The organism is Dyella thailandensis (genome assembly GCF_050749815.1).
Lineage (GTDB): Bacteria > Pseudomonadota > Gammaproteobacteria > Xanthomonadales > Rhodanobacteraceae > Dyella_A.
In genome coordinates this window covers 3,582,569-3,595,454 of the sequence record NZ_CP192735.1, presented here as the reverse complement: position 1 = coordinate 3,595,454, position 12,886 = coordinate 3,582,569, and the positions used below count along the sequence as shown (strand labels likewise).

10 protein-coding genes are annotated in these 12,886 nt (G+C 68.2%); 6 read left to right on the top strand and 4 right to left on the bottom strand.

What is annotated here, in order from left to right:
* Window positions 1–58: 58 nt before the first annotated feature.
* Complete coding sequence (locus ACQVBX_RS16330) at window positions 59–805, bottom strand: FAD-binding oxidoreductase (protein WP_431635412.1); 747 nt, start codon at window positions 803–805, stop codon at window positions 59–61.
* A gap of 93 nt (window positions 806–898) precedes the next feature.
* Between ACQVBX_RS16330 and ACQVBX_RS16325 the strand changes: the two genes are divergently transcribed.
* The 4 genes from ACQVBX_RS16325 (at window position 899) to ACQVBX_RS16310 (ending at window position 7,106) form a co-directional block, all read left to right on the top strand.
* Window positions 899–1,849: an ABC transporter ATP-binding protein gene (locus ACQVBX_RS16325; RefSeq protein ID WP_431635410.1), complete on the top strand. Its 951-nt coding sequence runs from the start codon at window positions 899–901 to the stop codon at window positions 1,847–1,849.
* Between the two features lie 165 nt (window positions 1,850–2,014).
* Window positions 2,015–2,794 carry an ABC transporter permease gene (locus tag ACQVBX_RS16320; protein ID WP_431635408.1) on the top strand — a complete coding sequence of 260 codons (780 nt, stop codon included), beginning with the start codon at window positions 2,015–2,017 and terminating at the stop codon, window positions 2,792–2,794.
* 97 nt (window positions 2,795–2,891) lie between these two features.
* Window positions 2,892–3,611, top strand: coding sequence for a pseudouridine synthase (locus ACQVBX_RS16315; protein WP_431635406.1), 720 nt, complete (start codon window positions 2,892–2,894; stop codon window positions 3,609–3,611).
* Window positions 3,612–3,896: 285 nt separating this feature from the next.
* On the top strand, window positions 3,897–7,106 hold the full coding sequence (locus tag ACQVBX_RS16310) for a PAS domain S-box protein (RefSeq protein ID WP_431635403.1): 3,210 nt from the start codon (window positions 3,897–3,899) through the stop codon (window positions 7,104–7,106).
* Between the two features lie 302 nt (window positions 7,107–7,408).
* Here the strand turns inward: ACQVBX_RS16310 and lepB are convergent, their stop codons facing one another.
* Window positions 7,409–8,098, bottom strand: coding sequence for a signal peptidase I (lepB, locus tag ACQVBX_RS16305; protein ID WP_431635401.1), 690 nt, complete (start codon window positions 8,096–8,098; stop codon window positions 7,409–7,411).
* A gap of 124 nt (window positions 8,099–8,222) precedes the next feature.
* Here lepB and dbpA point away from each other — a divergent pair, with 124 nt between their 5' ends.
* Window positions 8,223–9,617, top strand: a complete 1,395-nt coding sequence (dbpA, locus tag ACQVBX_RS16300) for an ATP-dependent RNA helicase DbpA (RefSeq protein WP_431635399.1) — start codon at window positions 8,223–8,225, stop codon at window positions 9,615–9,617.
* A gap of 105 nt (window positions 9,618–9,722) precedes the next feature.
* Here the strand turns inward: dbpA and ACQVBX_RS16295 are convergent, their stop codons facing one another.
* Together ACQVBX_RS16295 and ACQVBX_RS16290 are read right to left on the bottom strand one after the other, a co-directional pair.
* Window positions 9,723–9,947 (bottom strand): hypothetical protein, encoded by a 225-nt coding sequence (locus ACQVBX_RS16295; protein ID WP_431635397.1) that lies wholly within the window; start codon window positions 9,945–9,947, stop codon window positions 9,723–9,725.
* A gap of 168 nt (window positions 9,948–10,115) precedes the next feature.
* A complete protein-coding gene (locus tag ACQVBX_RS16290; RefSeq protein WP_431635395.1) occupies window positions 10,116–11,357 on the bottom strand; it encodes a TIGR03862 family flavoprotein in 1,242 nt (413 codons plus the stop codon).
* A gap of 109 nt (window positions 11,358–11,466) precedes the next feature.
* Between ACQVBX_RS16290 and ACQVBX_RS16285 the strand changes: the two genes are divergently transcribed.
* On the top strand, window positions 11,467–12,864 hold the full coding sequence (locus tag ACQVBX_RS16285) for a M20/M25/M40 family metallo-hydrolase (RefSeq protein ID WP_431635393.1): 1,398 nt from the start codon (window positions 11,467–11,469) through the stop codon (window positions 12,862–12,864).
* Window positions 12,865–12,886 lie beyond the last annotated feature (22 nt).

The following is a 12,886-nucleotide window of genomic DNA, read 5'->3' as shown; positions in this document are numbered from 1 at the left end:
GTGCTGGTGCGGGCAGCGCCGGCGTGCCGGCGGCTCCCCGGAAGCAAGCCGCCCATCCTCAGCGGGAGGAGATGTACTTCTCGCGGCGGATCTGCGGCACCGGCAGACCGAATTCCTTCAGCGCGGCGAAGGCGGCGTCGACCATGTTGGGATTGCCGCACAGGTAGGCGATGTCGCGGTCGGCCGCGGGCGCCAGCTCGGGCAAGGCGGCCTGTACGTGACCCATGCGGTCGCTTGGACGGGGCTCGGTGCGGGCTTCGCGGCTGAGGCAGCTGAGGTAGGTGAAACCCGGGTGGGCCTGCGCGAAGGCGGTGAACTCTGCGTCGTAGAGCAGCTCGGCCTCCTTGCGGGCGCCGTACAGCAGCACCACCTCGCGATCGCCCGCGGCAAGCAGTTCGGCCAGCTGCGGCAGCATGGCCCGGTAGGGAGTGACACCGGTGCCGGTGGCCATCAGCAGGTAGCGCGGCAGCGCATCGCCGTCCTGCAGGCAGAAGCGGCCGTAAGGGCCGCTGGCCTCCACCGTGCCACCGTGCTCCAGGCCACCCAGCAGCGCCGTGGCGGCGCCGCCTTCCACGTAGCTCACGGCAATCTCGATCTGCTGCACCGGCGAGCGACCGTCGCCCACCGTGGCCACCGAGTAGCTGCGCTTGGTCGCCGTGCCGTCGGCATAGGCGAAGTGGATCTGCAGGAACTGCCCCGGCACGAAGGCCAGCAGCTGGCCGTCGGCCCGCTCGAACACCAGATGGCGCACGGTGGGTGCCAGCATGCGGCTGTCGACGAGGCGAAGGGTGAAGTGGTCGGCCATGGGGGTTCCCGGAAACGCTGTGTGCACCCGGCAGGCGCGGGCGGCGTGGACAAGCCCTTTATAATAGGTGGCTTGCCCCCATCGATGCAGCCCATGTCCACACCTACCGTTTCCCCGGTTCCGGCGCTCGTCGTCGACAACCTGCGCAAGACCTACGGCAACGGCGTCGAGGCGCTCAAGGGCGTCAGCCTGACCGTGCAGCCCGGCGACTTCTTCGCCCTGCTCGGCCCCAACGGCGCCGGCAAGTCCACGCTGATCGGCATCCTCTCCTCGCTGGTGAACTCCACCGGCGGCGACGCACAGGTGTTCGGCGTGTCGGTGAACAAGCAGCGCAACGAGGCGATGAAGCTGATCGGCCTGGTGCCGCAGGAAATCAACTTCAACCAGTTCGAGAAGCCGTTCGACATCTGCGTGAACGAGGCCGGCTTCTACGGCATCCCGCGGAAGATTGCCGCCGAACGCGCGGAGAAGTACCTGAAGGAATTGCGCCTGTGGGACAAGGCGCACCACCAGGCACGCATGCTCTCCGGCGGCATGAAGCGCCGCCTGATGATCGCCCGCGCGATGATGAACGAGCCCAGGCTGCTGATCCTCGACGAGCCCACCGCGGGCGTGGACATCGAGATCCGCCGCTCGATGTGGCAGTTCGTCAGCGGCATCAACGCGGCCGGCACCACGGTGATCCTCACCACGCACTACCTGGAGGAGGCCGAGCAGCTGTGCCGCAACATCGCGATCATCGACCACGGCACCATCGTGGAGAACACCTCGATGAAGCGTCTGCTGGCCAAGCTCGACTCGGAAACCTTCGTGCTCGACGTCACCGCTGCGCCCGAGCCGCTGCCGACGCTGGCCGACATCACGCTGCGCCGGCTCGACGAGCACACGCTGGAAGCGGAGATGCCGCGCACCTCGGATCTCAATGCCCTGTTCGCGGCGCTGAGCACCCACGGCATCCGGGTGACCTCGATGCGCAACAAGACCAACCGGCTGGAGGAACTGTTCGTGCGGCTGGTTGAAAACGGGCGGGACAAGGCGGCCTGACCGCGGTTCCTCCTCTCCCCTGACGCAGTCGGGGGAGGGCCTGGATGAAGAGGCTTTCCGGTTTGGCCTCCCTCATTCCCGCAAAAGCAAAGAGCGAACAGCTTCCCCCTCACCCCAACCCTCTCCCCCGGCGGCGCCGGGGGAGAGGGAGAAAAAGGCCAAAGCATGAGCAACACCAGCATCAACATGGTCGCGCTGTACACCATCGTGCGCCGCGAGATCGCCCGCATCATGCGTATCTGGACGCAGACGCTGATCCCGCCGGCGATCACCATGACGCTGTACTTCGTGATCTTCGGCAAGCTGATCGGCAGCCGCATCGGCACCATCGAAGGCGGCTTCACCTACATGCAGTACATCGTGCCGGGCCTGGTGATGATGTCGATCATCACCAACAGCTACGGCAACATCTCAAGCTCGTTCTTCGGCGCCAAGTTCAGCCGCGCGGTGGAGGAAATGCTGGTGTCGCCGATGCCGAACTGGGTGATTCTGCTCGGCTACGTCACCGGCGCCGTGGTGCGCGGCCTGGTGGTGGGCGTGCTGGTGTTGATGATCGCGCTGTTCTTCACCGCGCTGCACGTGGTGCACCCGCTGCTCACCTTCCTCTCGGTGCTGCTGGGCGCCACGATCTTCTCGTTGGCCGGCTTCGTGAATGCCGTCTACGCGAAGAAGTTCGACGACATCGCGCTGGTGCCCACCTTCGTGCTCACGCCGCTGACCTACCTGGGCGGCGTGTTCTATTCGATCAACATGCTGGGCGAACCGTGGCAGGCGATTTCGCGGATCAACCCGATCCTGTACATGGTCAACGCATTCCGCTTCGGCGTGCTCGGCGTGAGCGATGTGGGCATCGGCACCGCCTTCGCGGTGATGGTGCTGTTCGTGGTGGTGCTGTCGGGGGTGGCGCTGCAGTTGCTCAAGCGCGGCGTCGGGCTGCGCTCCTGACATGAGCCTGTAGGAGCGCACCCTGTGCGCGAAAAATCTTCCGGGGCCGGATAAAAGCGATCGCGCACAGGGTGCGCTCCTACACGGGTGTTGCGGCATGCGCGTCAACAAATACATCAGCGAAGCCGGCCTGTGCTCGCGCCGTGAGGCGGACGAGCTGCTGCTCGCCGGGCGGGTGACGATCAACGGTGAAGTCGTCACCACCGGCGCTAAGGCGCTGGAGGGCGACGAGGTGCGCGTGGACGGTGAGATCGTCAAGGCGCGCATCCTGGCCACCACGCCGTCGGCCAAAAAGGCGGTGTACATCGCGCTGAACAAGCCGGTGGGCATCACCTGCACCACCGACCAGAGCGTGGACGGCAACATCGTCGACTTTATCGATCACCCGCAGCGCATCTTCCCGGTCGGCCGGCTGGACAAGGATTCCGAAGGCCTGATCCTGCTCACCAGCAACGGCGACATCGTCAACGAGATCCTGCGCGCGGAGAACCACCACGAGAAGGAGTACCTGGTGGCGGTGAACAAGGCGGTCACCGACGAGTTCCTCGCCGGCATGAGCAAGGGCGTGCGCATCCACGGCCAGATGACGCAGCGCTGCCGCGTGCGGCGCATCGCCAAGTTCGGTTTCGGCATCGTGCTGACCCAGGGACTGAACCGGCAGATCCGGCTGATGGCCGCCGCGTTCGGCTATCGCGTCACCCAGCTGCGCCGCGTGCGCATCGACAACATCAGGCTCGGCCACCTCAAGCCCGGCCAGTGGCGCAACCTCACCGACGTGGAGCTGAAGGGCCTGCTGCCCAACCGCACCCAGTGGTAAGCCTAGGCCGCGACTGACGGGGGCCCCGTGGTGTAACGATCCGGCGGCGTCCGGTGCCGGCCCAATAAGTGGCTGATGCACGGCACCTTCGGCCAGCCGTTTCACCAAGGCATGACGGCCACCGCGACGGCCCGTCCGCCGCCACCACTTTCCCTGCACACGCTGCGCCGGGCATGGCGTTAGTATCCGGCCAGTTGACTCCGCGGGCCGGCCGCGTTGCAAGCAGGAGCGTGGATGAACAGCGGTTTGAGGGACTCCCCAGCCTTTCTGCAACACGCTGGTGAGATGGGCGAACTGGTTCGACGCAAGGACTGGTCCCTCACGCCACTGGGGCCCATCGAGCAATGGCCAGCCTATCTGCGCATCAATGCCTGCACGGTCCTCGGGGCCGCCTTACCCATGGTGCTGCTGTGTGGCGAGCAGGGCATCCTGATCTACAACGCCGCCTACGCGGCTCTCGCCGGCGCCCGCCACCCGGACATCCTCGGCATGGCCGCGACCGAGGCATGGCCGGAAATAGCCGAGTTCAACGCCCACGTAGTCCGCACCGTGCTCACCGGCCAAACGCTGGCGTATCACGAGCTCAACATGGTGCTGCACCGATCTGGCGAGCCGGAAGAGTTCTGGCTGTCGATCGACTACAGCCCCGTCTGCGACGAGACCGGCAGTCCGCGCTTGGTGCTGGCGGTCGTGCGCGATGTCACGGACCGGGTGGAGACAGCGCAACGACTGCGCATTGCCCAGCGCGCTGGCAGAGTGGGCCTGTTCGAGTGGTATCCGGACACCGGCCAGTTGGAGGTCTCAGACGAATATCGGCGCATCTGGGGCTTGCAGGACGACGAGGCGGTGCAAGAGAGCCGCCTGCTGGTGCTGATGCACCCCGACGACCGTGCGGTCGCCGGTCCATCCCGACGCAATTGGTCCAACCCTTTGCATTACGCGGAGTTCCGGCGGATCGACCCGATCACCGGCGAGGTGCGCTGGCTGGCCCGGCGTGGCGAAGTACTGGAGCGGCCTGACGGATTCAAGCGCTATCTGGGCGTGGTGTTCGACATCACCGAGCGGAAGCGGTCGGAAGAGGCCTTTGCCTCCAGCGAAATGCGCTGGCGCGAGTTGTTCAGCCAGATGCGGGAGGGCTTTGCGATCGGCGAAGCCATCCGCGACGAGCGCGGGCGGGTCGCCGATATCCGTTTCATCGAACTGAACCCGGCGTTCGAGACACAGACAGGGCTGTCGCTCTACGACACGATCGGTCGCTCCATGCGGGACATCAATCCCGACATCTCCGGCGACACGATTTCCCGCTACGCCACGGTGATCGATAGCGCTCAGGCGGCGCATTTCGAAGTCCAGTCGCCGCGGCTACACGGGCGCTGGTTCGAGGTGCGGGTGCGACCGATCGGCGACGACCGCTTTGCAGCCCTGTTTATGGACGTTACCGCCCGCCGCGAGGTCGAGCAGGCGATCCGCGACAGCGAGGAAAGCCTGCGCAGCATCGCGCGATCGTTGCCCAACCACGTGTGGACAGCACTCCCGGACGGCCAGGTCGAGTGGTTCAACGACCGCGCCTACATCTACAGCGGCGCGGTGCTCAACGCCCTGGAGGGCGATGGCTGGCAGGCCATGGTCCATCCAGATGAGATCGCCAGTATCACCACCGCCTGGCAGCAGGCTACGCAGCGGGGCGATGTCTACGAGACCGAGTGCCGTCTGCTTCGGGCCGATGGCGTCTATCGCTGGCACCTGGTGCGCGGCGTTCCACTGCGCGATGGCTTCGGCGCGGTGAAACGCTGGATCGGCACGAACACCGACATCGATGACCGCAAGACGGCCGAAGCGGCGCTGACCCACCTCACCGCCACGCTGGAGGAGCAGGTGGCGCGGCGCAGCGAGGAGCTCTATCGCACCCAGGACGCCCTGCGCCAAGCGCAGAAGATGGAGGCGATCGGCAACCTCACCGGCGGCATCGCACACGACTTCAACAACCTGCTTCAGGTGATCAGCGGCAACCTGCAGTTGCTCGAGCGTGAGGCCGGATCGGACGACCGCGCGCTGCGACGCATCCGCAACGCGATGAGCGGAGTGACGCGCGGTTCGCGGCTGGCGCAGCAGTTGCTGGCCTTCGGACGACGCCAGCCGCTGGCGCCGAAGGTGCTGCATCTGGGCACGCTGTTGCGCGACACCGACGAGATGCTGCGGCACACGCTGGGTGAGGGCGTCGAGGTGGTGACCGTGGTGGCTGACGACCTCTGGAACACCGAGGTGGATCCGGGCAACGTCGAGAACGCCCTGCTCAACCTGGCCATCAACGCCCGCGACGCGATGGACGGCATGGGCCGGCTCACCATCGAGGCCAGCAATGCATCGCTGGACGACGCGCACGCACTGGCGCAGGGCGACGCTACCGCTGGCGAGTACGTGGTGCTGGCGATCTCCGACACCGGCTGCGGCATGACGCCGGAGGTGATGGAGCAGGTGTTCGAGCCGTTCTTCACCACCAAGCCCGAGGGCCGCGGCACCGGGCTGGGGCTGTCCATGGTCTACGGCTTCGTCAAGCAGTCCGGCGGCCACGTGAGGATCTCCAGCACGCCGGGCCAGGGCAGCACGATCCGCCTCTACCTGCCCCGCTGCGCGCGCGCAGAGGACGCGGCCACCGCCACGCCCGACAGCGACCAGGTGATCGGCGGCAACGAGACCATCCTCGTAGTGGAAGACGACGACGCCGTGCGGGACACGGTGATCGCGATGCTGCGCGACCTCGGCTACCGCGTGCTGAAGGCCAGGCATGCCGCCAGCGCGCTGGCGATCATCGAAGGCGGCGCGCGGATCGACCTGCTGTTCACCGACGTGGTCATGCCCGGCCCGATGCGCCCCGTGGAGCTGGTCGCCGCCGCGCGCCAGCAGCTTCCGCAGTTGCAGGTGCTTTTCACCTCCGGCTACACGCAGAACGCGATCATGGAAGGCGGGCGGCTGAGCGAAGGCGTCGAATTGCTCAGCAAGCCCTACACCCGCGAGGCGCTCGCGCGTCGCCTGCGCCAGCTGCTCGGCGGGCCGGGCCAGGCGCCACGGCCTGCGCCCACGCGCAAGGCCGCGCCTGCGTCCCCTGCCCCGCGCCAGGCCACCCGGCCCCTGCATATCCTGGTCTGCGAGGACGACTGGATGATCCGCAGCCTCGTCGTGGAGATGCTGCACACGCGAGGCCATCGCGTTTCCGAAGCGACCGACGCTGGCGAAGCGATCGCGCTGCAGGCGACGCAGCCGGCCGACGTGCTGCTCACCGACGTGGGCCTGCCGGACATCTCGGGCATCGAACTGGCCGAGCGGCTGCGCAAGGTCACGCCCGACTTGCCGGTGCTGTTCGCCACGGGCGAAACGCACGTGCACGGAGCGAACCCGGATGAGCGCACGCGCGTCCTGACCAAACCGTTCGGCGCCGACGAGGTGCTGGATGCACTCGATGCGCTCTTTCAGCGCCGCGACGTCGACAGAGCCTGAGCCCAGCGCGATGGCGCGAGGCGAACGCCGGCCGGACCGCCGCAGTCGACCTCATCGCCCATCCGCAGCGCCCTTTCGCTCGGCCGGCTGAGCAACAACGCACCGCTTTCGGTGTCCGCTTCGTGCTGACTCAGGGCGCTGATCGCGGATTCACCTGATGGCCGCCGCGTTCGGCTACCGCATCAGCAACTGCGCCGCGCGCGCATAGGCAGCATCAAGCCCGGCCTCCTCAGGCCAGGCCAATGGCGCGAGCTCATCGACTGGAAAGGGCCGGTTGCGCACACACACGCAGCGGCCCGCCGCTACCTGGCGCAACACGCGTCCAGCGCCTGTCCGGTACGCGCGCCGCGCGGCAGGTAGTAATGGCCTGGATCGAGCGATACCAGCACATGGTGCGCGCGGCCGAGGATCTCTCGCCGGGGGAAGAAACCGAAGTAGCGCGAGTCCGCGCTGTTGTCGCGATCATCGCCAAGCAGCAGGTAGTGTCCCGGCGGCACCCGCACCGGGCCGTAGTTGCCGGCGGCGGCCGGCAGGTATCGGACAAGGCGCACCGCATGGCGCATTCCGCCGTAGCTTTCGATCGCGTAGCGTGCCGGCATCTGCTCGTCGTCGCGAATACCGCTGACGGCGGTGGCCGTGTAGCGCGCAGCGCGACCGTTGACGTAGAGCACGTCGCTACGCAGGGCGATCTCGTCGCCGGGCAAGCCAATCACCCGTTTCACCAAGCGTTCGTGTGCCGCTGCCGAATCGACGATCACGATGTCACCGCGCTGCGGGTCGGCCAGATGCACCAGCGAGATGTCGCTCCATGGCAGCCGGATGTCGTAGGCCGCCCGGTTCACCAGGATCCGATCGCCGATCTGGATCGTCGGTTGCATCGAGCCGCTGGGCACCACGTTCCAGTCGGCCACCGCGCTGCGAAACGCCAGCATGCCCAGCATGAAGACGAGAAAACCCCGATGGCGCACCAGCAAACGCATCACTGCATTCATCGCTGCTTTCCTCCCCAGGACGCCCTGTCCTTATCCTCGCTGTGACCGCCGTGCGCGGCCGGAAGTTCGCCGACCGGTGCGGCGCGCACCGTCCGCATGCGCGCCATAGATGCGATCATGGCGCATGACTTCTTTCAGCACGCTCCCGCTCAAACCCGCCCTGCTGTCCAGCGTTGCGACGCTCGGCTATGCCGAGATGACTCCGGTGCAGGAGCTCAGCCTGCCGCCCATGCTCGCCGGGCGCGACGTCATCGCGCAGGCGCAGACCGGTTCGGGCAAGACCGCCGCGTTTGGCCTCTCGCTGCTGCAAAGCATCGATCCGGACACCATCCGGCTGCAGGCGCTGGTGCTGTGCCCCACGCGCGAGCTGGCCGACCAGGTCAGCAAGGCGATCCGCAAGCTCGCCGCGGGCATCCCCAACGTGAAACTGCTGACGCTGTGTGGCGGCATGCCGTTGGGGCCGCAGTTGGCCTCGCTCACGCATGACCCGCACATCGTGGTGGGCACGCCCGGCCGCGTGCAGGAGCATCTCAAGCGCGGCAGCCTGCACGGCGGCGGCATCAAGGTGCTGGTGCTGGACGAGGCCGACCGCATGCTCGACATGGGCTTTTCCGAAGCGATCGACGACATCGTCGGGCGTATCGCCAAGCACCACCAGACGCTACTGTTCTCGGCCACCTACCCGGAGGAGATCCGCGCGGTGAGCGCGCGCGTGCAGCGCGATCCGGTCGAGGTCACGGTCGAGGCGCCGGCCACGCAGCGGCCATCGATCGAGCAGCGCTTCTTCCTGGTGGAGCCGGCACAGAAGCTCGATGCGCTGGCGCAGCTGCTGATTGCCGAACGCCAGGGCCCGGCCGAGCGGGCGCAGGCGCTGGTGTTCTGCAACATGCGCAAGGACGTCGACGCGGTGGCGCAGGAGCTGGACCGCCGCGGCTTCTCCGCGCTGGCCCTGCACGGCGACATGGAGCAGCGCGATCGCGACGAGGTGCTGGTGCGCTTTGCCAACCGCAGCTGCGCCGTGCTGGTGGCCACCGACGTGGCCGCGCGCGGGCTGGACATCGCGGCGCTGCCGCTGGTTGTGAGTTTCGACATCGCGCACGATCCGGACACCCACACCCATCGCATCGGCCGCACCGGCCGTGCCGGCGAATCGGGGCTGGCGCTCACCCTGCTCACACCGCGCGAAGCGCCCAAGGCAGACAACATCGAGCAGGTGCTGGGCGCGCCGCTGCGGCGCGAACCACTCCGGGTGCAGCCGCCACGCGGCAAGACGCTGCAGCTGGCGCCGATGAAGACCCTGGTGATCGATGCCGGTCGGCAGGACAAGCTGCGTCCGGGCGACATCCTCGGCGCGCTCACCGGCGACGCCGGCCTGCAGGCGGCCGACATCGGCAAGATCGACGTGTTCGCCACCCGCGCCTACGTGGCGATCAGCCGCGAACTCGCGAACAAGGCGCTGGAACGACTACGCGCCGGGCGCATCAAGGGGCGCAACTTCCGCGTGCGCGCACTGGGCTGAACGCCGATGCGGGCCGCGACGAGGCCCGCAGGCGAATGACGCGAGATGACGAATGACGTGAGCTGAACCGGGCCGCCGCCCGATGCGGCGGCGACCCCGCGCTCGTCAGTGACAGGTACTGCAGGCAGGCATGTCGACCGCCGCACGCGCCAGGCGTGCCACGTCGACATCGGTGAGGGCATCGGCCGACGACAGGCCGAGCGCCTGATGTGCCGGGTTGGCCGGAATCGCAGCCGCGTTGCCGGTGGCCGCGTGGACGGCCTCACCAGCCATTGCGCCGCCGGCCACGACAGCCAGCGCGAGCACCAGGGACAGGGAACGAATCTTCATGCTGAGCATCCTCTTCGCAACGAGATACGCCGGACATTCGCCTACAGCCACCATCGCCCGAGGCGGGCACGACGCCGGTCTCCGACCGTACCGACATCCGAGCGTAACGCCGATCCACAACGGTCACCAGTGCGTCTCGATGCTGCAGTGCGCAAGGCATCGCGCGGATCAGACGCGGTGCAACCAGCGCGCCGCACCACGGCCGGCGCGCCGGCCACTGGCGAAGCAGGCGGTGAGCAGATAGCCGCCGGTCGGGGCTTCCCAGTCGATCATCTCGCCGGCGCAGAACACGCCCGGGCGGGCGTGCAGCATCAGGGTGTCGCCCTGCAGGGCGTCGAAGCGCACGCCACCGGCCGTGCTGATTGCCTCGGCGATTGGCCGCGGCGATTGCAAACGCAGCGGCAGGGCCTTGATCAAGCCGGCCAGCGCCACGTGGTTGGCCAGCGTGGCCTTGTCGGCCAGCTCGAACACCAGCGCGCACTTGGCCGCATCGAGCCCCGCGCGGCGGCGCAGCCAGTCGCCGATGCTGTGCTTGCCGCGCGGCGCGCCCAGCCGCGACACCAGCGTGTCCAGCGGATAACCCGGCGCCAGATCGAGCTTGAGCAGCGCCTCGCCGCGCGCCGCGATCTGCTCGCGCAGCGCCGGGCCGATGGCGTAGACCAGACTGCCCTCGATGCCGTACTCGGAGATCACGCACTCGCCCTGGCGCTGGTGGCGCCAACCGTTGCGGTCGTGCCACTGCGCCACCACCGCCTTCAGCGGCGCACCGGCGAAGCGGCTGATCAGGTGCTCGCTCCACGGTCGCTCGAAGCCGCAGTTGGCCGGCGCCAGCGGCGCGAGCGCAACGCCTGCCGCTTCGAGCGTGCCTACCCAGGCGCCGTCCGAGCCCAGCTGCGGCCAGGAGCCGCCGCCGAGGGCCAGCACGGTGGTATCGGCGCGCACGATGATCTCTCCGGCAGGCGTGGCGAAGCGCAGTGCGCCGTCGTCACCCCACCCCAGCCATCGGTGATGCATGTGGAAGCGCACGCCCTCGACATGCAGCCGGCGCACCCAGCGGCGCAACAAGGGCGCCGCCTTCATGTCTGCCGGGAACACGCGGCCGGAACTGCCGACGAAGGTTTCCACGCCCAGTCCGTGTGCCCAGGCGCGCAGGGCCTCGGCGTCGAAGTCGCGCAACCAGTCGGCGATCTCACCCGCCCGTTCGCCGTAGCGGCTCACGAAATCCTCGAAGGCTTCGCCGTGGGTGAGATTGAGGCCGCCCTTGCCGGCAAGCAGGAATTTGCGGCCCACCGAGCCCATGGCGTCATACAGGTCGACGGCGATGCCGGCCTCGCGCAGCTGCTCGGCGGCCATCAGACCGGCGGGCCCGCCGCCGATCACGGCAGCGCGCGGTGTGTTGGAGTCAGTCATGGCGCGCATGGTCGCACGCCCAAGGTCGGGTGGTGCGCCGCCGTGGCGCTGCGCATACTGCGGCGATGCGTTGTGCGCAGCGCTTCCCTCGATCACGCGAGAGCCCGCCATGCCACGTCTGCGAATCCTGCTTGCCGCCACCGCCTTCAGCTCGCTCGGCATGAGCGCGCCACTGCTGGCGCAGGAGTTGGCGCAAGCCCACGAACAGCCGGCTCTGCATGCACTTGCCACGGCGCCCAGCGAGGCGCGGTTGCACGACACCATCGCGCGCCTAGTCGGCTTCGGCACCCGGCACACGCTGTCCGATACGAAATCCAACAAGCGCGGCATCGGCGCCGCGCGGCGCTGGGTGAAGGCGCAGTTCGAGGCGATCTCGCGCGACTGCGGCGGCTGCATCGAGGTGGTGACGCCTTCGCAGGTGTTCTCCGGCGAGCGGATTCCGACACCCACCGAAGTGATGGACGTGGTGGCGATCAAGCGCGGCAGCAGCGATCCCAAGCGCGTCATCGTGATGAGCGGACACCTCGACTCGCGCGTCAGCGACATCATGGACGCCACCCGCGACGCGCCGGGCGCCAACGACGACGCGTCCGGCGTGGCGGCGCTGATGGAAGCAGCGCGGCTGCTGTCGAAGCAGGACAACCGCGCCACGCTGGTGTTCGCCGCGCTCTCGGGCGAGGAGCAGGGCCTGTACGGCGGCAAGGTGCTGGCCGACTACGCGGCGGCGCAGGGCTGGCAGGTGGAGGCCGACCTCAACAACGACATCGTCGGCAACAGCCGCGGCCAGAACGGCGTGCGCGACAACACCACCGTGCGGGTGTTCAGCGAAGGCACGCGCAGCACCGAGACGGCCAAGCAGGCGCGCGTGCGCAACTACTTCGGCGGCGAGGTGGATTCGCCCTCGCGCAACGTGGCGCGCTACATGGCGTCGATCGCCGACCAGTACCTGCCCGACTTCCGCGTGAAGCTGGTCTATCGCACCGACCGCTACGGCCGCGGCGGGGACCAGGTGGAATTCCTCAAGGCGGGCTACCCGGCGATCCGCGTCAGCGAGGGCCACGAGGATTACACCCGCCAGCACCAGGACCTGCGCAGCAAGGGCGGCGTGCGCTACGGCGATACGCTGGACGGCATCGACTTCCGCTACCTCGCCCGCGTCACCGCGCTCAACACGTTGACGATGGCCGCGATGGCCAATGCCCCCGCGCCCCCGACGGGCGTGAAGACCGAAGGCGCGCTGGCCACCGACACCACGGTGCGCTGGACCCAGGTGCCCGGCGCCGCCGGCTATCGCGTGCACTGGCGTGACACCACCGCGCCGCGCTGGCAGTACGCGCGGGCGGTGGGCGACGTGGACAAGGCGGTGATCAAGAACGTGGTGATCGACGACTGGTTCTTCGGCGTGTCGGCGGTCTCGGCCGACGGCTACGAGAGCCCGGTGGTTTTCCCCGGCCCGGCCGGCAGCTTCGAGCGGCAGGCCCCGGAAGCGGCACCCGCGGCCAAGTGATCCACCGCGACTGACGCCGGAG